The sequence below is a fragment of the Thioalkalivibrio sp. ALMg9 genome (assembly GCF_000380625.1).
Lineage (GTDB): Bacteria > Pseudomonadota > Gammaproteobacteria > Ectothiorhodospirales > Ectothiorhodospiraceae > Thioalkalivibrio > Thioalkalivibrio versutus.
This window is the reverse complement of sequence record NZ_AQYC01000005.1, coordinates 124,251-145,115: the sequence shown is the minus strand read 5'-3', so window position 1 is coordinate 145,115 and position 20,865 is coordinate 124,251. Positions and strand designations below refer to the sequence as shown.

The following is a 20,865-nucleotide window of genomic DNA, read 5'->3' as shown; positions in this document are numbered from 1 at the left end:
GCACCGCGAGGTACTTCTTTGCTCGTGCAAAGAAGTACCCAAGAAACACGCCCGACTGCCGCGACCCCGGCCCGCGCAGCGGGCCGGGGTTTCCCTCGCTCCGAGGCTTTTCGCGGGCGGCGCTGAACTCGCTACGCTGCGCTTCGCTCAGACATCCAGCGCCTTTTCTCCCGCGAAAAGCCTCTCCACTCGGCGCGACGACAACGGGGAGGAAGGTCAAGACAACGGCGGTCCGAAGGCCTGTGCCATTGGATGGAGGCAGGCTGTTCCGGCATCTGGGCACGCTCGGCCTGCGGCCATGGCGTGCCGCGCCCGCGTAGCGGGCGCCAGGGGGTAGGATGCGGATGAGCGTAGCGAATCGCATCAGGGTTTCGCACGGCGTGGGAGATGGTGCGTTTCGCTGCGCTCAACCGCACCCTACGGGATACCGTCTGTTTTGACCTTCTCCTCCCGTATGAAGCCCCTCGCGGAGGGCGTGATGGGCCGGGAGAAGGCGCTGGATGTCTGAGCGGAGCCGCAGGCGCAGCGAGTTCAGCGCCGCCGGCCCAGCGCGTCCGGAGCGAGGTTCCCGGGCGAAATCCGGGTGCCCTTCTTTGGGTACTTTCTTGGGCAAGCAAGAAAGTACCTCGCGGCGCGCTCGCGAGAGAGCGCGTGGCAGGCGGCGGACCGAAGGCACCGTAAATACCGGAGGACGAACCAGGGCCAGCCTTAGTGCGCAAGAGAACGCTCGGTATTGATGCGATTCGCTGCGCTCATCGGCATCCTACAGCGAGGCCGGGGCGGCCTGAGCCTCCAGTTGGGCCATCTCGGATTCGGTGAAGCCGGCGGCGCGGCGTGCCGCGTGCGCGAATGGTGGGCGCACGCGGCCGGGCATGTATTCGGCCAGCAGGTCGAGGAACAGCGGTTCGGGATCGAGACCGCGTGCCCGGGCCAGTTCGCGGAACCAGTGCGTACCGATCGCCACGTGCGCCACCTCCTCGCGCTGGATGATCTCCAGGAGGGCCACGGTGTCGGTATCGCCCGCCGCTTCCAGCCGCTGGATCATGCCCGGAGTCACGTCCAAGCCCCGCGCCTCCAGCACCCGCGGCACCAGTGCCATGCGCACCATCACGTCGTGGTCGGTCGCCAGCGCCGCCTCCCACAAGCCGTTGTGGGCGGGCAGGTCGCCGTAGTCCGCACCCAGCTCGTGCAGGCGCGCCCGCAGCAGCCGGAAGTGCCGCGCCTCCTCCGCCGCGACCTGCAGCCAGTCGCTGACGAACGGCGCCGGCATGTCGCGGAAGCGGTACACGGCATCCAGCGCCAGGTTGATCGCATTGAACTCGATGTGCGCCACCGCATGCACCAGCGCGACCCGACCGGCAGTGGTATTCAGTCCACGCCGCGGCAGCTCCTTCGGATGCACCAGCACCGGCCGCTCCGGCCGCCCCGGCACCTCCATGCGTGCCGGCGCGGGGGCATTCGCGCCCTCCAGCTCATCCGCCCACCAGGCGCGCGCCAGCTCCAGCACACGCTCGCACTTGGCCTCCGGGTCGCGCTCGCGCAGGGCGGCCTCGGCCGCGCGGTAGACGGCCGGGTGCGGCCGCGGTCTTTCGCTCATGGCATCCCTCTGTCGCTACGCACGGTCAGGCCCGGACGCGCACGTTCACCATCATGTCGTTGTCCTCGTGCTCCAGATTATGACAGTGGAACACGTAGAGCTGATCACCAGCGTAGTGATGGGTGAAGTCGATCGCGATGCGCACCGTCTCGCCCGGCCACAGCAGGACCGTGTCCTTCCAGCCCAGGTCCGCGACGGTCAGCCCTTGTTCGTTCACGGCCTGTTCGCGTACGAAATCCGGGCCCCCGGAGCGTGACAGCACCTGGAACGAAAAGCCATGGATATGCATCGGATGCGGCATGCTGCGGTCCGCATTGCGGATCGCCCACACCTCTTGGGTGTTGGCATCCACCTCGATCGGCACCCGGTCCGGATCGTAGGTTTCTCCGTTGATGCGCCACTGCATCCGCGCCATGTCCAGGCGGATGTCGCGTTCAGTTGCATTGGTCACGTCGATGGGCTCGATCCGCGACAGGCGCTCGGGCACATCGGCGGTGACCGCCTCGCCCTCGCGGACCACGAACTCGAGCAGCGCCAGCGGATCGCCGTCGTGCATATTGCCACCCATCATGCGACCCATACCGCCGCCCATACCGCCTCCCATCATGCCGCCACCGGCCATCGGGTCGAATTCCAGGCTGTGCAGCTCGACCCGGTCGCCTCCGGCAAACGCGGCGAAGTCGACCAGGACCTCCAGGCGTTCTCCCGGCGACAGGAAGGCCTCGTGGGCCTCCCGGGGCGAGTCCAGCAGGCCCGCGTCCGTGCCAATCACCCGGAACGGGACCGCCTCGCCGTCCACTCGCAGGGCCAGGCGGTAGATCCTGGCGGTCGATCCGTTCAGCAGGCGCAGGCGATGCAGGCGCCGCGCCACTTCATGGGTCGCCGACGGTGTCATGTTCACCAGCACCTCGTCGCCGAGATAGCCCATCATCCCCTGCATCGGGTTCGGCCGGTACACCAGATGGCCGAGCCGGTCGAAGCGCTTGTCCTGCAGTACCAGCGGCAGGTCGGTCGTGCCCAGCCCCAGCCCCAGCGCCTCGTTCAGCGCCTCGTTGTCGTCGTCGCTCACCAGCAGGAAGCTCGCCAGCCCCTGGTGGGCCTGGCGCGCGGTCCGGTGATGGGCATGGGTGTGATACCAGTAGGTACCGCCACGGTTGGTCACTTTAAACCGGTATTCGTACTGCTCACCGGGGTCGACCGTCTGCATCGGATGCCCGTCCACCCGACCCGGAACATGCAGGCCATGCCAGTGGATGATCGTGCCCTCGTCGAGCTGGTTGTCCAGGGTCACGTCCAGTTCATCGCCGGTGCGCAACAAGAGGATCGGATTCTGATATTCATGGCCGTTCATCTGCGTCCGGTACCAGAGGAACGGGGTCTCCTCGCGCCCCGGCACCGGCAGCCACCCCTGCTCCGCGACCAGGGTGAACGGCTTGTTGGGTGCGAGCACCGCAAACGGGCCGTCCGCGCCGGGCAGAAACAGGGCGTTGTCGAGCCGGGGGGCAGACACCGCGTGGTTGAACAGGCTCCAACCGCCGAATGTGGTGATGACGGGAAGCGCCGCGGCCAGCCCCAGAAACTGACGTCGTTTCATCATTGCTTTTCTCCAGTACGGGATGCCGGCATGCTCCGGCGCAGCAGAATGGAATTGCCGATCACCGAGAGCGAGCTGGCGGTCATCGCGACCACACCGATCATCGGGTGCAGCAGCCCGGCCGCGGCGATCGGGATCGCGGCGCTGTTGTAGCCCCAGGCCCAGAACAGGTTCTGCACGATCTTGCGGAAGGTCAGCCGCGACAGTTGCACGGCCTCCACGACCTTGGTCAATTCTCCGCGTACCAGGGTCACGTCGGCCGCCTCGATGGCCACATCCGCACCAGCCCCGATCGCAATCCCGACATTCGCCTGCTGCAGGGCCGGGGCATCGTTGATGCCGTCGCCGACCATCGCCACGTGCTCGCCGTACTCCTTTTGCAACTCGCGAATGGCCTCGACCTTGCCCTCCGGCAGCACCCCGGCGCGTACCTCGTCGATCCCCACCTGAGCGGCCACGGCATTCGCAGTGCGCTCGTTGTCGCCGGTGACCATCACGCAGCGGATGCCGAGACCATGCAGTTGTTCGATCGCGGCCTGCGACTCTTCCTTGAGCGTATCGGCGACCGCGACAACGCCGGCCGGCCGGTCGCCGATGGCCACCAGCATCGCGGTCTTGCCGGCATCCTCCAGTTCCCGCAGGGAATCCAGCAGGGCCGATGGATCCAGGCCCTGCTCCTCCAGCAGGCGCTGGCTGCCCACCAGCACCCGCTCGCCGTCCAGGTGGGCCTCCACTCCACGTGCGGTATGCGACTGGAACTGCTCGACCTCGGCGACCTCCAGCTCCCTGTCGCGCGCCCCTTGCACGATGGCATCGGCCAGCGGGTGTGCGGAACCGGCCTCGACGGCCGCCGCCGCCCGCAGCACCCGGGACTCGTCAAAGCCTTCGGCCGCGATAACGTCGGTCAATGCCGGCTTCCCCCGGGTAATGGTGCCGGTCTTGTCGAGCACGATCACCGCAATGTCCTTGAGCGTCTGGATCGCGGAGCCCGAGCGGATCAGCACGCCGCGCTCGGCCCCCATGCCGGACCCGACCATCAGCGCGGTGGGCGTGGCCAGCCCCAGCGCACAGGGGCAGGCAATGACCAGCACGGCGATCGCCGCCAGGATCGCCAGCACCAGCGGCGGGCGTTCGGAATCGACCCAGGGCAGGAAGCCCTCGCCCCAGACCAGGATCGGCTGCAGCGCCCCGGAGAACGCCAGCCAGGCCGCAAACGCGGCCAGGGCAATCACCAGCACCGCCGGCACGAAGCGTGCGGTGATGCGGTCCGCCAGTTCCTGCACCGGCACGCGCGAGCCCTGCGCCTCGTTGACCAGGCGGATCACCTGCGACAGGAAGGTATCGGCCCCGACGCGGGTCGCACGCACCTTCAGCCGGCCCTGCTGATTCAGGGTGGCGCCGAGGACGGTGTCGCCCTCGCCCTTGTCCACCGGGACCGACTCGCCGGTGGCAATGGACTCGTCCACGGTGCTTTCGCCGGCCACCACCTCGCCATCGGTCGGCACCTTCTCGCCCGGGCGCACGATCATCACGTCGCCCACCTGGAGCGACTTGACCGACACCTCGACCTCCTCGCCATCACGCTCGACCCGGGCGGTCTTCGCACCCAGGTCCAGCAACTTGCGGATCGCCGAGGAGGCCTCGCCCTTCGCGCGATACTCCAGATAGCGCCCGAGCATATGGAAGGCCATGATGGTCGCGGCCATCTCGATGAACGAGGTCATCGGATAGACGAAACCAACCAGCCCGATCAGGTAGGGCGGCAGCGAGCCCATGGAGATCAGCACGTCCATGTTCAGGTTGCCGCTTTTCAGCGAACGCCAGGCGGACCGATGCGTGGCCGCGCCCCCCGCCAGGAACACCACCGGGAAGGCCAGCAACGCGATGATCAACAGATAGCCGGGGATCGGCTGCCAGAACATGTGCGGCATCATCAGGACCATGATCGCGATGGTCGGCACCATCGCGAACCACAGACGGTTCCAGGCCTGCTTCACGTAGGCGGCGTCGATCGCCGCGTCGTCCGCCTCGCTGGCGGCGTCGTCGGTCTCCACCGCCGCCACGTCGTAGCCGGCCCCCTCCACAGCCGCGCGCAGGGCCTCGCCATCGGGCCCGTCCGGCGTCACCTCCACCGTCACGCGGTGGTCGGAGATGTTGGTGCGCACCGTCTCGATCCCGGCGAGCTTCTCGATCGCCGCGCGCACGATGCCGGCGCAGTGATCCGAACCCATGCCCGGCACCACCAGCCGCACCGAACCGGAACCCCCGGCCTCGCTCTCGACCTGTGCGACGTCGTAGCCGGCGCCCTCCACCGCGGCGCGCAGCCCCTGCGGGTCGACCTGGTCGGGGTCATACCCCACCGTCACCCGGTGCCGGGCGATATTGGTCCCCACCGAGGTCACCCCCGGGGTCTTTTCCAGCGCCGAGCGCACGATGCCCCCGCAGTGGTCCGACCCCATGCCGGGGACGATGACCACCGCCTCGCGGGCGGTCGCCGGCTTCGTTTCTGACGTCGTCATCGCGTGACTCCTTACCGACCACCGAACAAATACTTGATCAACGCGGCGATCGCGAGGATCAGCAGTACCAGGACCAGAAGCCCGATCAGGCCTCCGCCCAGACCCATACCGCCCAGCCAGCCAAAACCTTGTTCATTCATCATGATGGAGTCCTCCCAAGGACTTAAATTCAACGGCGATACGCGGTTTCGCGTATCGAGGGGGCGATCCGCAATCGCCCGGGGCCGGGCGGACGCCCGGCCAGGGAGGACTCAGAGAGGGGGACGCAGATCCGGGCCCGAACGGGCGCCGGGACCCATGGCCACGGCCCCCGGAACGGGGCGGGACAGCGATGCAGTGACCGGCTTGGTCACGGAGGAAGGCAAGGCGGAGGCCCCGCAGATACCGCAAACCGCGCACGGCATCTCGCAGCCCGAGAAGTCCGCCTGAACCGCGGGGTCCAAGGGCAGGGGTTCCGAGGGCGAGGTGGCGCCTTGATCCGGACAGTGGCCCGGCGTGGCGATTGCCGCCCCGTGATCCCCATGCATCATGCCCGCACCGGCGATCGGCGCCAGCAACAGCGCGGCGGCAATCAGCAGAGTCAGCAGATGGGACAGGGCTCGCGACACGGGCAGGCCTCGAAAGAGCATTCTTTTTACAAGTCTAGCAGCGTCGCGGACCGGTCACATGAGATAGATCAAGCAGGGAAGCACAACAACATTACAGCACCGGCGCCAGCAGGTAGGCGGCACGCGCGGCCACGCGGCGCCAGAGCGGGAGATCGTTCACGTCCTGCGGAGTCATCTCGCGGGAACGGGCGAAGTCGGCCTCGAACATGCGCGCCGTCTCGCGCGCGAAGGCCGGGTCCAGCACCAGTGCCGTGACCTCGAAGTTCAGCCGGAAGGAACGGTTGTCCAGGTTCACCGTACCCACGGCCGCGCCCATGTCGTCCACCACGAACGCCTTGCCGTGCAGGAAGCCGTCCTCGTAACGATAGATGCGCACGCCGGCGTCCAGCAGCGGCCCCAGGAAGGCGTAGGCCGCATGCGTGGTCAGCGGGTTGTCGGTGACCTCGGGAATCAGCACGCGCACGTCGACGCCGCTCAAGGCGGCCAGCTTGAGCATGCCCTGCACGCCCTCGTCGGGCACGAAGTACGGGCTGGCGATCCAGATGCGCCGGTCCGCCGCGTGGATCGCCTGCTGCATCATCAGGCTGGCGGTCTCGAATTCATCGGCCGGACCGGAGGGAAGGATCAGTACCGGGACCCCGTCCTCCGCCATGGTCGCCGGCTTCCATTCCAGCTCCGGGACCGCCTCGGTGGCCCAGTGCCAGTCCTCCAGGAACACCGACTGCAACGCGAGGGCGGACGGCCCCGCAATACGCAGGTGGGTGTCGCGCCAGGCACCGATTGCCGGATCGCGGCCCAGGTACTCGTCGCCCACGTTCAGCCCGCCGACCCAGGCCTGTTCGCCATCGGCGACCACGATCTTGCGATGATTGCGGAAGTTCAGCTGGAAGCGATTGCCGCGTCCGCGGGTGGAGTGAAAGTGCTGCACGTGCACACCGGCCTCGCGCAGGGTATCCAGATAGGATCCGGGCAGGCGGTAGCTCCCGATCTCGTCATACAGGAAATAGACCTCGATACCGGCCTCGGCACGCTCCACCAGCCGGCGCTGGAGTTCGCGCCCGATCGCGTCGTCACGCACGATATAGAACTGCACCAGCAGGTAGCGTTCGGCCTGCTCGATCCCCCGGAAGATGCTGTCGAAGGTCGCCTCGCCGTCCACCAGCAGCTCGACCTCGTTGCCGTGGAGAAACGGCCAGCGGGCGAGCTGCTGGACGCCGTCCAGGTGCTTGCTGGGTTCCTCTGCGAGGTACTGGTGCGACCACAGCTCCTCGGTCTTCGGCTGCAGGGCCCGGGCCAGGCTGGAGTCCTCGTCGCGGCGCGCCACGACATAGCCGCGAAACTCACTGGCGCCGAACACCCAGTAGGCCGGGACAGCCACATACGGCACGGTGTTGAGTGAAACGATCCAGGCCACCGCGCCCTGCGATGTGCGGGTGGACATCAGCGCATCCAGCGAGGACAGGAAGCCCAGCAGGTGGAACGCAATGACCACAGTCAGCAGGACGCGCCAGCGCGGGCGCCGCCGGCGCGGCTGCGAACGGGCCTCCCCGCTGGAAGCCGACATACCCGTCTCAGCCCAGGGCGTCGAGGCCGCGCGCCAGATCGCGCTGGATGTCGGCGACGGCCTCGAGCCCGACCGCGACCCGCACCAGGGCCTCGGTAATACCCTGGGCCTCGCGCTTCTCCGGGTCCACGCGACCGTGGGTGGTGGTGGCTGGATGGGTAATGGTGGTCTTGGCATCCCCCAGGTTCGCGGTGATCGACAGGAACTGCGTGGCGTCGATCACCGACCAGGCGGCGTCGCGCCCGCCGGCGACCTCGAAGCTCAGCACCCCGCCGAAGCCGCTTTGTTGCTGCTTCGCGATCCCGTGCTGCGGGTGATCTTCGAGGCCGGGGTAATGCACGGCCGTGACCGCGGGGTGGGATTGGAGCCACTGCGCCAGATTGAGCGCGTTATCGCTGTGCGCGCGCATGCGCAGGGGCAGCGTCTCCAGCCCCTTCAGGAACACCCAGGCGTTGAACGGCGACAACGTCGGACCCGCGGTGCGCAGGAAGCCGTAGACCTCCTTGCCCACCCGCTCGGCGTCGCCCACCACGGCACCGCCGAGGCAGCGGCCCTGGCCGTCAAGGAATTTGGTCGCCGAGTGGATAATGATATCGGCGCCCAGATCCAGCGGGCGCTGCAGGATCGGCGTGCAGAAACAGTTGTCCACCGCGAGCAGCACGTCGCGGCGATGGGCGATGTCGGCCAGCGCACGGATGTCCACCACCTCGCCCAGCGGGTTCGATGGCGTCTCGCAGAAGTACAGCCGCGTGTTCGACTGCGTCGCCTGTTCCCAGGCCTCGAGGTTCGACAGCTCGACGTAGGTCACCTCGACGCCGAAACGCGCCAGGTAGTTGTTGAACAGCACGGTGGTGGTCCCGAACACCGAGCGCGAACAAACCACGTGATCGCCCGCCTTCAGCAGGCCCATCATGGTCGCCAGGATCGCGGACATCCCGGAGGCGGTCGCCACGCAGGACTCGCCGCCTTCCAGCGCGGCCAGGCGGTCCTGGAAGGTGCGCACGGTGGGGTTGGTGAAGCGCGAATAGATATTGCCCGGGACCTCGCCACCGAAGCGCGCGGCGGCCTCCGCGGCCGAGCCGAACACGAAGCTCGAGGTCGGGAAGATCGCCTCGGAGTGCTCGCCCTCGGGCGTGCGCTGGTAGCCATAGCGGATGGCGACGGTCTGCGGGTCGTATTCGCTGGGATCGAAATCGGTCATTGGGGTCTCTCGGGCCACGGATTGCTGACCGGACAGTGTACCCGGCGTTTCCGTCAGTTTCCGGGCTGCAGCCGGTCCGCCACGCGCGTGAGCACGTCGTAGCTGATGGTGCCCGCCGCGCGGGCGACCCGCTCCACCGGCAGGCCCTCGCCCCACAACGTCGCCATGGCACCGACCTGCACCTCCGGCAACCCGGACAGGTCCACCGCCAGCATGTCCATGGAGACACGTCCGATCAGCGGGCAGAGCCGGTCCTGCACAAGGATCGGCGTGCCCGACGGGGCATGCCGCGGGTAGCCATCGGCATATCCCATTGCCACGATCCCGGCACGGCCCGGAGCGGCGGCGGTCCAGGTCGCGCCATAGCCCACCGTACTGCCAGGCTCGAGAGGCTGGGTGGCGATGATCGGGGCGCGCACGGTCATCGCCGGGCGCAGATCGCCGTCCGGGCCCTCCGGGAGATGCTCGACGGGGACCGAGGCCGGATGCGCGCCGTAGAGCATGATGCCGGGGCGTGCCCAGTAATCGCCGGGCGCCGCCGACGCGCTGCCCTTGCCCCAGCCGGCGAACAGGGCCGCCGAATTGGCCACGCTACGGAGCCCCGGGAAAGCGGAAACCGTCGCGCCGAATTGTTCCAGCTGGCAAGCATTCTGCGGATGCCCGGGCTCGTCGGCGCACGCCAGGTGCGTCATCCAGTGCAGGCCACCGCACCCGTGTCCGGCGGCCTGCAAACGCGTGGCGACGCGCTTTGCCACCTGCGGTGCGAACCCCAGGCGATTCATGCCGGTGTTGAGTTTGACCCAGACCACGGGAAGCACCACGCCAGCGGCGTCGAGATAGTCAAGCTGCGTCGCGTCGTGCAGCACGGGCTGCAGGTCGAACTCGGTACAGGCACGCGCCTCGGAGACGTCGCGCGGCCCCTGCAACACGAGGAGTGGGCCGCCGAAGCCGGCAGCGCGCAAGGCGCGGGCCTCGCCGATCTGAGAGACCGCCAAACCATCGCTCGTCTGCGCAAGGGCCTCGGCCGCCCACAGCAGACCATGGCCGTAGCCCTCGGCCTTGATGACCGACCACATCGGAACGCCCGGCGCCAAGCGGCGCGCCACACCCAGGTTGTGTCGGAGCGCCTCGGGATGAAGGTGGATGCTGGCCGCGCGTCTCACGGCGTGCCTAGTGGCCGATCTCGCCGTAGACGTCGGGGGCGTAGTTCTCGAAACGGGTGAACTGCCCGTGGAAGGTCAGGCGCACGGTCCCGATGGGACCATTACGCTGCTTGGCGATAATGATCTCCGCCGTGCCCTTGTCGGGCGACTCGTCGTTGTAGACCTCGTCGCGATAAACGAAGGCGATGATGTCCGCATCCTGTTCAATGGCCCCGGACTCGCGCAGGTCGGACATCACCGGGCGCTTGTTCGGACGCTGTTCCAGCGAACGGTTGAGCTGCGACAACGCGATCATCGGCACACTCAGCTCCTTCGCCAGGGCCTTCAAGCCACGCGAGATATCCGAGATCTCGTTGGCGCGATTCTCGCTGCTGCCGGGGGATTGCATCAGCTGCAGGTAGTCGACCACGATCAGGCCCAGGCCCTTGTGTTCGCGCATCAACCGCCGGGTCCGTGCTCGCAGCTCGGTGGGCGAGAGCGCCGGCGTATCGTCGATGTACAGCGGGGCCTCGGACAGCATCTGCACCGCGCTGGTCAGGCGCGGCCAGTCGCCATCCTCCAAGCGTCCGGAGCGCAGCTTCTGCTGGTTGATCCGCCCCATCGAGGACAGCAGGCGAATGGCCAGCTGCTCACCCGGCATCTCCATGGAGAAAATCGCGACCGGCTCGGAGTTCTTCATCGCCACATACTCGGCAATGTTCATCGCGAACGAGGTCTTGCCCATCGAAGGCCGCCCGGCCACGATCACCAGATCGCCCGGATTCAGCCCCGAGGTCAGGGCATCCAGATCCTGGTAACCGGTGGCAATCCCGGTGATTGGATTCTGGCTTTCGTAGAGATACTCGATCTGGTCCACCGCCGCCGTCAGCAGTGGCTTCATCCCGCGAAAGCCCTGAGCCCCGCGCGCACCCTGCTCGGCGATGCGGAAGACCTTCTGCTCCGCCACGTCCAGCAGTTCCTTGGAACCGCGGCCGTCCGGGGTATAGGCGGAATCGGCAATCTCGGTACCTACCGAGATCAGCGAACGCAGGATAGAGCGCTCGCGGACGATATCCGCATAGGCCACGATGTTGGCCGCACTCGGCGTCTCGGCGGCCAGCCGTCCGAGATAGGCCATGCCCCCGGCCGATTCCAGCTCGGTCGTGCGATCCAGCTGCTCCGACACGGTGACCATGTCGAACGGGGCATTACGATCCGCCAACGCGGACACCGCCCGGAAGATCAGGCGGTGATCATGGCGGTAGAAGTCGTCTGCAGTGATGCGGTCCGCCACCCGGTCCCAGGCAGCGTTATCCAGCATCAACCCTCCGAGGACCGCCTGCTCGGCCTCCTCGGAATGCGGGGGGACCCGCGGGTTCGGGATCATGGGCGAGTTCATGCGACGAACCCGCCCATGTGCCGGGTATCAGCGACCCGGTGGGGCCACCCTCCCGACATCCGGCGGATCACTCTTCGCCGATCACGACGACGCGGATGTCGACGTCCACGTCCGAGTGCAGGTGCAGGCCGATCTCGAATTCACCGGTGGTGCGCAGCGGACCTTCCGGCATGCGCACTTCGCGCTTTTCGACTTCGGTACCCTTGGCGGTCAGCGCGTCGGCGATGTCCGCCGGGCCGATGGAGCCGAACAGCTTGCCTTCGCCACCGGACTTCGCGGTGATCTCGAGCACGGTTGCGTCCAGCTTTTCCTTGCGGGCCTCGGCCGCAGCCAGGGCCTCGGCCGCCGCCTTTTCCAGTTCGGCGCGACGCGCCTCGAATTCGGCGATGTTCTCGGCGGTGGCAAACTTGGCCTTGCCCTGCGGCAGCAGGAAGTTGCGCGCAAAGCCCGGACGCACGTTGACGCGGTCGCCCAGGGTGCCCAGGTTATCGATCTTTTCCAGCAGAATGACTTCCATCTTTGGTATTCCTGTAACGTTTGATCAGCCCCCGAAGGGGCGCATTCTACACCGGTCTCGGACCGGTCTCACGGATTGTTGTCACTGTCCTGCCCGCCCTGCGCGGAACCGGGGCCCAGTCGCGAGCGGATATCCGCCCAGGCGTCGATCACCCCGATGGTGGCCAGCAGCAGAAACATCTGCGGCATGGCCAGGGCCAGGAGCACGTACATCCCCACCAGCCAGAAACTGCTCATCCCCTGCCGGAAGGTCAGCGCGTGCATCAGCGCGATCCCCTGCAGGAAGAACAGTACCGCCAGGATGAACGCCAACTCCGTGGCCACCGGGACCGGGCCCAGATGCCCGATACCGGCCAGCAACAGCGTGACGGCACTCAGCATCCGCCCGAACTGCAGCCCCCGGAACTCCTCGCCGAACGCCCCCGGGTTGTACAGCAGTGCCTGCCAGTAGCGACCCAGCAGCACGGCCAGCGTCAGGCTCAGCAGCAGGATCCCGGCCAAGAGCCCGGTCAGGTACGGCGCCGCGCGGCGCAGCCCCGCCTCCAACTCCTGTGGCCCGGTGTCGCTGCCCTCGACCAGAGGCCCCAGCAGGGCCATGCCCGCCTCGGCCCAGGTGGACTCGAGATCCGGCACCAGCAGGTGCACGGCCAGCACGCCGACCCCGGCGACCGCGGCGGCGACCTGCAGCGTCATGCGCCACGAGATCGTGCGCCGCAGCAGCTCGGCGAGCAGCGCCACTGGCGCCCATTGCACCACCCCGGCAACCACCCCCGCGAACAGCGGGGCCTCCGGGATCAGGACAAACATCGCCACCCCGAGCACCACTGCGGAAAGCACCATCACCAGGAGTGCCTGGCGCAGGCCGATGCGCAGCCCCACGAGGGCGATCAGCGCACTGCTGAGCAGCGCCACCGGAGGCAGGAACAGGCCCGCCACGCCAAAGGCGGAAACCGCGCCTACGGCGCGGCTCCGGCTTTTCATCGCAAATTCGGCCAGTACGCGCATGGCGACGGCCCCGGCGAACCGGTGCGGGACTTAGTGGTTATCGCTGTACGGCAGCAGGGCCAGGAAGCGCGCACGCTTCACCGCCGTGGCCAGCTGGCGCTGATACTTCGCGCTGGTGCCGGTGACACGGCTGGGTACGATCTTGCCGGTCTCGGTCACAAAACCCTTCAACAGATTCAGGTCCTTGTAATCGATGTACTCGATGCCTTCGGCGGTGAACTTGCAATACTTGCGGCGACGCGGAAAACGGGCCATGTCAGATCTCCTTCAATGATTCGGTCAACGAACGGGCGGGATTTACTCGGCGGAAGCCGAGTCGTCGGAGGCGCCTTCGCCGCCCTCGTCGTCACGCTCGCGGCGACGGCCCTTGCCACTCTCCTCTTCCTGGCCCTTGGCCAGCGGGGAGATCTCGGTCACGGCCTCTTCCATGCGCATTGCCAGGTGGCGCAGCACGGCATCGTTGAACCGGAAGGCACTGGCGAGCTCTTCCATCGCCTCTTCCGAGGCCTCGATGTTCATGAGCACGTAGTGGGCCTTCACCAGCTTCTGGATCGGGTAGGCCAGCTGACGGCGGCCCCAGTCTTCCAGGCGGTGGATCTTGCCTTCATGACCTTCGACCAGGCCCTTGTAGCGCTCGATCATCGCCGGGACCTGCTCGCTCTGGTCCGGGTGGACCAGGAATACAACTTCGTAATGACGCATCGGGAACTCCTTGCGGGTATCAGCCTCCCGTCAAATGCGGTGAGGCAAGGGTTCGGCCCAGCGGACGCAGCCGCAGGGCAGAAAGGCGCGACACGATAACCGAAGCGAGCGCCAACAACAAGCAGGGAGCCGGCGAAACAGGGGGTTGCACCGCCCCTCGGAAGGCTACCGGCTACGCAGAACCAGCCGGCGGACCTTCGCGGCGCTGACGGACCGCCTCGAACAGGGTGACGCCGGTGGCGACGGAGACGTTGAGACTCTCCACCGCGCCCTGCATCGGCAGGGCCGCGAGGTGGTCACAGGCCTCCCGGGTCAGACGCCGCAGGCCCTCGCCCTCGGCCCCCATGACGATCGCGGTCGGCGGGCGCAGGTCCAGGTCATAGAGGCTCTCACCCCCCTCCCCGGCCAGGCCTACGGTCCACATCCCGGCATCCTTCAGGGTTGCCAGCGTCCGCGCGAGATTGCCGACCGTCACCACCGGCACGGTCTCGGCGGCCCCGGACGCCACCTTGATGGCGGCGGGGGTCAATGCGGCGCTGTGATGGCGCGGCATGACCACCGCCCCGGCCCCGGCCGCATCCGCGGTCCGCAGGCAGGCCCCGAGATTGTGCGGGTCGGTCACCCCGTCGAGCACCAGCAGCAGATCCAGGCCATCGCGCACCCGGGTGATCAGGGCCTTTTCGTCCAGCAGCGGGCGCGGCGTGCAGTGCACGACCACACCCTGGTTCTGGAACCCCGGAAGCTGTTGATCGAGCCGCTCGCGGCCTACCCGCTCGATCGAGATACCCCGCGACTGCGCCTGCGCTCGCAGGCGCTCCAGGGCGGGTTCGATGGGGTCGGGCGCCAACTGCAGTCGCTTGACCCGCTCCGGGGCCCGCTGCAACACGGCGGCCACTGCGTGGATGCCACCAAAGGTCTCGGCGCGACTACCCTTGCCCCCCTTGCTCATCGCGGACCTCCGCCACGGCGATCCCGCCACGGGTCAACGCCCCGGCGGACACCGTCTGAGCAGCCCCCGAGCAAGCGGGGGAACAGACGCGGGTTCACCCGGCGCCTCAGGACGAGGACGGACGTCGACGACGGCTGCGGCCACGTCCGGACCCAGAGGATTCCTTGGCCTTGGCCGGGCGATCCGCACTCGGCTCGACAATGGTATTTCCGTCCTTGTCGGCCTCGGGGCGCGGCGGCGGAACCGCCTCGTTGCCCGGTTCCGGGGCATCGCTGTTGCCTTCATCCGGCGCGTTCCGCGGGCGGCGTGCGTTGCCCCGGCCACGTCCGCTGCCCCGGGTCCGTTCATTCCCAGGGCTTGCTTCATTCCCCGGGCTCGCCTCATTTCCCGGGCTCGCCTCATTTCCCGGGCTCGCCTCATTTCCCGGGCTCGCCTCATTCCCCGGGCTTGCTTCATTCCCCGGGCTCGCCTCATTCCCCGGGCTCGCCTCATTCCCTGGGCTCGGCTCTTTCTCCGAGCTCGGTTCTTTCGCCGGGCTCGGCTCGGCAGCAGGGCTCGTGTCGCCACCGGCGGCCCCACGGCGGCGGCCACCACGACGGCGGCGTTTCTTCTTCGGCGCCGGGGCATCATCGTCGGCCGCGGGCGCTCCCGGCCCGGCTGCTGTGGGTTTTGCCTCAGGCTCGGGCGCTGCTGCGGTTGGTTCGGCGGCGGCCTCGACCGGCGCCGCATCAACATCCTTGCGGCGCTTGCTACGACGGCTGCGCTTTTTCGGCGGCGGAGCGGCGGGACTCGGCTGGCCCGCTTCCTGGGCCAGGGCCAGATCGATCTTGCGATCATCCAGGCTCACCCGGGCCACCTGCACCTGGAGCTCGTCGCCGATACGGAACACCCGGCCACCGCGTTCGCCGGTCAGGCTGTGGCGTGCCGGGTCAAAGTGGTAGAAGTCGTTGTCGAGGCCGGTCACGTGCACCAGGCCCTCGATGTAGACGTCCTTGATCTCCACGAACAGACCGAACCCGGTGACTCCGGAGACCACGCCGGGGAATGTCTCGCCGACCTTGTCCTGCATGTACTCGGCCTTCAGCCAGGCCACCGCGTCGCGGGTCGCGTCGTCGGCGCGTCGCTCGGCCATCGAGCAATGCTCACCCAACTGCTCCATGTCGCCATGCGAGTACGGGAAGGCCTTGCCACTGCCCTTGCGCAGCACATGGCGAATACCGCGATGCACCAGCAGGTCCGGATAGCGGCGGATCGGCGAGGTGAAGTGCGCGTAGTCGTCCAGCGCCAGACCAAAGTGGCCATCGAGCTCCGGGGCATACACGGCCTGGCTCAACGAACGCAGCAGCACGGTCTGGATCAGCTGCTGGTCGGTGCGCTGGCGCGCTGCCTTCAGGACTTCGGTGTAGTCGGCGGGGCTCGGCTCGTCACCACCGCCCAGGCTCAGACCCGCGCCATTGAGGAAGTCGCGCAGGTCATCGATCTTGTCCGACGGCGGCTGATCATGGATGCGGTACAGCGCCGGCACCTTGTGCTTCTTGAGGAAGCGCGCGGCGGCCACGTTGGCCATGATCATGCACTCCTCGACCAGGCGATGCGCATCATTGCGCACCGTCGGCACGATCTTCTCGATCTTGCGGTCCTCGCCAAAGACGATCTTGGTTTCGGTGGTGTCGAAATCGATCGCGCCCCGGCGATTGCGCGCCGCGTGCAGGGCCTTGAAGGCCTGGTGCAGGGTCTCCAGGTTCGGCATCACATGCGCGTTCTGCTCGCGCTGCGCCGCGTCGCCGTCGAGCATCGCGGCCACGTCCTCGTAGATCAGGCGGGCGTGCGAACGGATCAGTCCCTCGTGGAAGCGATAGCTCTTCAGCGCCCCGCGCGCACCGATCTCCATCTCGCAGATCATGCTCAACCGGTCCACGTTCGGATTCAGCGAGCACAGACCGTTGGACAGGGCCTCCGGCAACATCGGGATCACGTTGTTCGGGAAGTACACCGAGGTGCCGCGCGTGCGCGCCTCGCGATCCAGCGCGGCGTCGCGCTGGACGTAGTGCGACACGTCGGCGATCGCAACCCACAGCCGCCAGCCCTTGCCTTCCGGCTCGCAGTACAGGGCGTCGTCGAAGTCGCGGGCGTCGTCGCCATCGATCGTGACGAACGGCTTCTCGCGCAGGTCCAGGCGATCCTTCTTGTCTGCCTCGGCCACCTCGGCGCCCAGCTCGTCGGCCGCCGCGGTGACCTCGTCCGGCCACTCGTGCGGCAGGGCGTGAGCGCGGATCGCGATGTCGATCTCCATACCCGGCGCCATGTGCTCGCCCAGGACTTCCTGCACGTCCCCACGCAGGCGCGCCGTGCGCGAAGCGGATTCACGGATGCGCACGACCACGATCTGGTCGTCCTCCGCCTCGCCCAGGCCGTCCGGCGGCACCAGGATGTCGTGGGTGATGCGCTTGTTGTCCGGGGTCAGGATGCCGACACCGTCCTCGATCTTCAGACGCCCGACCACCTGGGTGGTGTTGTGCTCCAGGACCTCGACAATCCCGCCCTCGCGGCGGCCGCGACGATCCACGCCCATGACCCGGGCCAGAACCCGGTCGCCATGAAATACCCCGCGCATCTGCTTCGGCGACAGGAACAGGTCGTCGTCCTGCTCGTCCGGCACCAGGAAACCGAAACCATCCGGGTGACCGATCACGCGCCCGCGGATCAGGTCTTCCTGGTTGACCGGCAGATAGGCACCGCGACGGTTGCAAAGGGCCTGCCCATCGCGCTCCATCGCCTTCAGGCGGCGGCGCAGGGCCTCGAGGCGATCGTCGTCGTCGATCTTCAGACGTTCCGCGATCTCGTCGTAGGACAACGGATTGTCGGCTTCCTGCAGAAGCCCGAGGATGAACTCGCGACTGGGGATGGGGTTGTCGTATTTCTGCGCCTCGCGCTCGAAATTGGGATCGGCGGGGGTCTTGCGACGTTGTCTTGGCATTCAGTGAACTCTGTGGATGTTGCAATGGGCAGCCCCTCGCCGGGAATCCGGCTGGGCGCGCAAAGCGCCCATTATGAGGCATGCGGAATTTTGTTGCGCAGGGGACGCGTTTGCGCGCCCCTGCCGACCACACCGGAGGGAAACATTCCCGCTCCGGGGCGTTGACAGCCCCCCAGCCGCGCACTATATTGCGCGCTCCTGAAGCGCAGGACACACGGTTTCCTCATTGTGTGTCGTCCCTCGTGCCGAGGTGGCGGAATTGGTAGACGCGCTAGCTTCAGGTGCTAGTGGGGGTAACCCCGTGGAGGTTCAAGTCCTCTCCTCGGCACCATTTTTCAGCTGTATTCGAATCCCTGTTATACGCGAAGCGACACCCGTGAGGGTGGCGGATTTTCTGCGTGGCGAATCCCACCTGCTCCGCCACTCGGCTCGCCGGAGCCCGCACGGTGGTGCGCGCCCCGACGTGCCCAGGGAGACACGCAATCAGCTGTCGAACGGGTCGCGCAACACCAGGGTCTCGTCACGATCGGGCCCCGTGGAGACCATGTCGACCGGCACCCCGACCACCTCGCTCAGACGCTCCAGATAGGCGCGGGCATTAGCCGGCAACTGGTCATACTCGCGGATCCCGACCGTGGATTCCGTCCACCCCGGCATCTCCTCGTAGATCGGCGTGCAGGCCGCATAGGCCTCGGCGCCGGACGGCGGCGCCTCGCGGGTCTCGCCATCGCAGTTGTAGCCCACGCAGATCTGCACGTTCTCCAGGCCATCCAGCACATCCAGCTTGGTCATGCACAATCCGCTGATGCTGTTCACCTTGACTGCTCGCTTCAGCGCGACGGCATCGAACCAGCCGCAGCGCCGTGCGCGCCCCGTGGTGGAACCGAACTCATTGCCCTGCCGCGCCAGGTGTTCACCCATGTTGTCGAACAGCTCGGTCGGGAACGGTCCGGCGCCCACCCGGGTCGTGTAGGCCTTGGTGATCCCCAGCACGTAGTCGAGGTCGCGCGGCCCCACACCCGACCCGGTGGACGCACCACCCGCGGTGGTATTCGACGAAGTCACGAACGGATAGGTGCCGTGGTCGATGTCCAGCAGCGTGCCCTGGGCCCCCTCGAACATGACGTCCTTGCCCTGCTCGCGCAGCTTGTGCAGGCGGCCCGCCACGTCGGTGACCATCGGCTGCAGGCGCTCGGCGTGCGCCAGGCACTGCTCCAAGACCTCTTGCTGGTCGATGGTCGCGGCCTTGAAGTAATGCTTCAGCGCGAAGTTGTGATAGTCCATCACCTCGCCCAGCTTGGCCGCCAGGCGTTCGCGGTGGAACAGGTCGTCCAGGCGCAGGCCCCGGCGCGCAACCTTGTCCTCGTAGGCGGGGCCAATGCCGCGCCCGGTGGTCCCGATCGCGGCCTTGCCACGGGCCTTTTCGCGCGCCAGGTCGAGGGCTACATGGTAGGGCAGGATCAGCTGGCAGGCATCCGACAGGCGCAGACGGTCTGCCACCGGCACACCCTTGGCCTCCAGCTCTTCCATCTCGGTGATCAGAGCCTCGGGCGAGAGCACCACGCCATTGCCGATCATGCATTCCACGCCCTCCCGCAGGATGCCCGACGGGATCAGGTGGAGCACGGTCTTCTCGCCATCGATCACTAGGGTATGCCCGGCATTGTGCCCGCCCTGGAAGCGCACGACGGCCGCGGCATCCTCGGTCAGACGATCGACAATCTTGCCCTTGCCCTCGTCACCCCACTGGCTGCCCAGTACGACTACAAAACGTCCCATCGCCATCAATGCTCCACTACTGTCCATTCCCCGGCGCGCGGCTCGAGCCGCGCGCCCCCGGGTACTTCGTTGTCCTGGCCTTCCAGCTCGCGCACTACGCGCACGCCGCGGGCACGGAGATCCGCAATGGCCGCCTCCAGCGCCACATCGCCGGTGGCCGGTGCCAGCACCGTCTGACGAGGCGTCATCGGCGCCCCGGCCTCGCGGCGCACGAAGGCGCGCAAATCGGTGCTGAAACCGGTGGCCGCCCGTGCGCGGCCGAAGACGCGACCGATCTCGTTATAACGGCCACCGCGCGCGATCGCCTGGCCGGACCCGGGCACGAAGGCCGCGAACACCAGACCGGTGTGATAGGCATAGCCGCGCAACTCGGCCAGGTCCAGGTGCAGGTCCAGGCCCGGCTCGCTCGCCTCAAGCCGTGCGACCACAGCCTGCAGGTGATCCAGCGCCACCGCCACCTCGGCGGGTGCACCGGCCAGGGCGCGACGGGCAGCGTCGAGTACCGTGGCGTCGCCATTCAGATCCACCAGGGAGCGCAGCCGCGCACAGGCCGCCGGATCCATGCCGCCGGCCTGCCAGGCCGCGAGGGTCTGTTCGATCTCGGGCACGCTCTTGCGCTGGAGTTGATCGAAAAATTCCTGCTCCTGGCTCGCATCCAGACCCGCATCCTGCGCCAGGGCACGATAGATCCCGACGTGGCCGAGATCCATGCTAGGACGTTCCACTCCGCAGGCGGCCAGGGTCGCCAGCATCAACCGGATAATCTCGAGATCACTATCGATCCCGTCATGGCCAAACAGCTCGGCCCCGGCCTGAAGCGGACTGCGTGAACCCGACCATTCATCTGCACGGGTACGCAGCGCACTGCCCACGTAACAAAGCCGATTCGGGCCCTGGACACGCAGACGGTGAGCATCGATCCGCGCCACTTGCGGGGTCAGGTCTGCGCGCACGCCCATCATGCGGCCAGTGAGCTGATCCGTCAGCTTGAAGGTCTGCAAATCCAGCGCGTGCCCGGCACCAGTCAACAGGGACTCCAGATACTCCGCCAGCGGCGGCATCACCAGGTCATAGCCCCAGGTGTCGAACTGGTCCAGCACGCGCCGGCGGAGGTCCTCCAGACGGCGCGCAGCATCCGGAAGGGCCTCCTCCAGCCCGTCCGGCAGCAACCAGCGGTTGATATCGGTCATCTCGTCCCTGCTCTTGTGCTGTGATCCGCCACGCCCGAGTGGCGGCCCGGCAAAAATCGGGCCCGGAATCTTCCGGGCCCGTTGCAAACGGCCACCTTCGAGGCGGCCACGGCGGACCGCCTC

Annotated in this window: 17 protein-coding genes and 1 tRNA gene; 1 reads left to right on the top strand and 17 read right to left on the bottom strand. The window is 67.5% G+C overall.

Going from position 1 to position 20,865, the window contains the following annotated elements; all coding sequences use genetic code 11:
* Positions 1–763 precede the first annotated feature (763 nt).
* From F792_RS0101920 to rnr, 15 genes are all read right to left on the bottom strand, one after another.
* Positions 764–1,597, bottom strand: coding sequence for a ferritin-like domain-containing protein (locus tag F792_RS0101920; RefSeq protein ID WP_018168159.1), 834 nt, complete (start codon positions 1,595–1,597; stop codon positions 764–766).
* A gap of 25 nt (positions 1,598–1,622) precedes the next feature.
* Positions 1,623–3,194, bottom strand: a complete 1,572-nt coding sequence (locus tag F792_RS0101915) for a multicopper oxidase family protein (RefSeq protein WP_018168158.1) — start codon at positions 3,192–3,194, stop codon at positions 1,623–1,625.
* Positions 3,191–5,710: a heavy metal translocating P-type ATPase gene (locus F792_RS0101910; protein WP_018168157.1), complete on the bottom strand. Its 2,520-nt coding sequence runs from the start codon at positions 5,708–5,710 to the stop codon at positions 3,191–3,193. Before F792_RS0101910 ends, F792_RS0101915 begins: the two co-directional genes overlap by 4 nt.
* Positions 5,711–5,721: 11 nt before the next feature.
* Positions 5,722–5,853 carry a hypothetical protein gene (locus F792_RS15045; RefSeq protein ID WP_017925682.1) on the bottom strand — a complete coding sequence of 44 codons (132 nt, stop codon included), beginning with the start codon at positions 5,851–5,853 and terminating at the stop codon, positions 5,722–5,724.
* Between the two features lie 108 nt (positions 5,854–5,961).
* Entirely contained in the window at positions 5,962–6,318 is a 357-nt protein-coding gene (locus tag F792_RS14970; RefSeq protein WP_196793817.1) for a hypothetical protein, read from the bottom strand.
* Between the two features lie 91 nt (positions 6,319–6,409).
* A complete protein-coding gene (gene cls, locus F792_RS0101895) occupies positions 6,410–7,882 on the bottom strand; it encodes a cardiolipin synthase (protein ID WP_018168156.1) in 1,473 nt (490 codons plus the stop codon).
* A 7-nt stretch (positions 7,883–7,889) separates the two neighbouring features.
* Positions 7,890–9,083 (bottom strand): O-succinylhomoserine sulfhydrylase, encoded by a 1,194-nt coding sequence (locus tag F792_RS0101890; RefSeq protein WP_018168155.1) that lies wholly within the window; start codon positions 9,081–9,083, stop codon positions 7,890–7,892.
* A gap of 53 nt (positions 9,084–9,136) precedes the next feature.
* Positions 9,137–10,246: an alanine racemase gene (alr, locus tag F792_RS0101885; protein WP_026305877.1), complete on the bottom strand. Its 1,110-nt coding sequence runs from the start codon at positions 10,244–10,246 to the stop codon at positions 9,137–9,139.
* A 7-nt stretch (positions 10,247–10,253) separates the two neighbouring features.
* Positions 10,254–11,612, bottom strand: a complete 1,359-nt coding sequence (gene dnaB / locus F792_RS0101880) for a replicative DNA helicase (RefSeq protein ID WP_018144046.1) — start codon at positions 11,610–11,612, stop codon at positions 10,254–10,256.
* 79 nt (positions 11,613–11,691) lie between these two features.
* Complete coding sequence (rplI, locus tag F792_RS0101875; protein ID WP_018144047.1) at positions 11,692–12,141, bottom strand: 50S ribosomal protein L9; 450 nt, start codon at positions 12,139–12,141, stop codon at positions 11,692–11,694.
* Between the two features lie 68 nt (positions 12,142–12,209).
* Positions 12,210–13,145 carry a hypothetical protein gene (locus F792_RS0101870; RefSeq protein WP_018168153.1) on the bottom strand — a complete coding sequence of 312 codons (936 nt, stop codon included), beginning with the start codon at positions 13,143–13,145 and terminating at the stop codon, positions 12,210–12,212.
* Between the two features lie 30 nt (positions 13,146–13,175).
* Positions 13,176–13,400, bottom strand: a complete 225-nt coding sequence (gene rpsR, locus F792_RS0101865) for a 30S ribosomal protein S18 (protein ID WP_018144049.1) — start codon at positions 13,398–13,400, stop codon at positions 13,176–13,178.
* Positions 13,401–13,442: 42 nt separating this feature from the next.
* Positions 13,443–13,847, bottom strand: a complete 405-nt coding sequence (gene rpsF / locus F792_RS0101860) for a 30S ribosomal protein S6 (protein WP_018168152.1) — start codon at positions 13,845–13,847, stop codon at positions 13,443–13,445.
* Between the two features lie 172 nt (positions 13,848–14,019).
* Positions 14,020–14,796 (bottom strand): 23S rRNA (guanosine(2251)-2'-O)-methyltransferase RlmB, encoded by a 777-nt coding sequence (rlmB, locus tag F792_RS0101855; protein WP_018168151.1) that lies wholly within the window; start codon positions 14,794–14,796, stop codon positions 14,020–14,022.
* 106 nt (positions 14,797–14,902) lie between these two features.
* Entirely contained in the window at positions 14,903–17,773 is a 2,871-nt protein-coding gene (gene rnr / locus F792_RS0101850) for a ribonuclease R (protein ID WP_018168150.1), read from the bottom strand.
* A 244-nt stretch (positions 17,774–18,017) separates the two neighbouring features.
* Here rnr and F792_RS0101845 point away from each other — a divergent pair.
* Positions 18,018–18,104, top strand: a tRNA-Leu gene (locus tag F792_RS0101845).
* Between the two features lie 152 nt (positions 18,105–18,256).
* Here the strand turns inward: F792_RS0101845 and F792_RS0101840 are convergent.
* The gene (locus F792_RS0101840) at positions 18,257–19,558 is read right to left on the bottom strand and encodes an adenylosuccinate synthase (protein ID WP_018168149.1); all 1,302 of its coding nucleotides are present in this window, start codon (positions 19,556–19,558) and stop codon (positions 18,257–18,259) included.
* Complete coding sequence (locus tag F792_RS0101835) at positions 19,558–20,742, bottom strand: ATP phosphoribosyltransferase regulatory subunit (RefSeq protein ID WP_018168148.1); 1,185 nt, start codon at positions 20,740–20,742, stop codon at positions 19,558–19,560. Before F792_RS0101835 ends, F792_RS0101840 begins: the two co-directional genes overlap by 1 nt.
* Between the last annotated feature and the right edge of the window lie 123 nt (positions 20,743–20,865).

Bases quoted from the DNA above. Each gene is read 5' to 3' on its own strand.
- F792_RS0101920 (WP_018168159.1), bottom strand. From the start codon at position 1,597: ATGAGCGAAAGACCGCGGCCGCACCCGGCCGTCTACCGCGCGGCCGAG.
- F792_RS0101915 (WP_018168158.1), bottom strand. From the start codon at position 3,194: ATGATGAAACGACGTCAGTTTCTGGGGCTGGCCGCGGCGCTTCCCGTC.
- F792_RS0101910 (WP_018168157.1), bottom strand. From the start codon at position 5,710: ATGACGACGTCAGAAACGAAGCCGGCGACCGCCCGCGAGGCGGTGGTC.
- F792_RS15045 (WP_017925682.1), bottom strand. From the start codon at position 5,853: ATGATGAATGAACAAGGTTTTGGCTGGCTGGGCGGTATGGGTCTGGGC.
- cls (WP_018168156.1), bottom strand. From the start codon at position 7,882: ATGTCGGCTTCCAGCGGGGAGGCCCGTTCGCAGCCGCGCCGGCGGCGC.
- F792_RS0101890 (WP_018168155.1), bottom strand. From the start codon at position 9,083: ATGACCGATTTCGATCCCAGCGAATACGACCCGCAGACCGTCGCCATC.
- dnaB (WP_018144046.1), bottom strand. From the start codon at position 11,612: ATGATCCCGAACCCGCGGGTCCCCCCGCATTCCGAGGAGGCCGAGCAG.
- rplI (WP_018144047.1), bottom strand. From the start codon at position 12,141: ATGGAAGTCATTCTGCTGGAAAAGATCGATAACCTGGGCACCCTGGGC.
- F792_RS0101870 (WP_018168153.1), bottom strand. From the start codon at position 13,145: ATGCGCGTACTGGCCGAATTTGCGATGAAAAGCCGGAGCCGCGCCGTA.
- rpsR (WP_018144049.1), bottom strand. From the start codon at position 13,400: ATGGCCCGTTTTCCGCGTCGCCGCAAGTATTGCAAGTTCACCGCCGAA.
- rpsF (WP_018168152.1), bottom strand. From the start codon at position 13,847: ATGCGTCATTACGAAGTTGTATTCCTGGTCCACCCGGACCAGAGCGAG.
- rlmB (WP_018168151.1), bottom strand. From the start codon at position 14,796: ATGAGCAAGGGGGGCAAGGGTAGTCGCGCCGAGACCTTTGGTGGCATC.
- rnr (WP_018168150.1), bottom strand. From the start codon at position 17,773: ATGCCAAGACAACGTCGCAAGACCCCCGCCGATCCCAATTTCGAGCGC.
- F792_RS0101840 (WP_018168149.1), bottom strand. From the start codon at position 19,558: ATGGCGATGGGACGTTTTGTAGTCGTACTGGGCAGCCAGTGGGGTGAC.
- F792_RS0101835 (WP_018168148.1), bottom strand. From the start codon at position 20,742: ATGACCGATATCAACCGCTGGTTGCTGCCGGACGGGCTGGAGGAGGCC.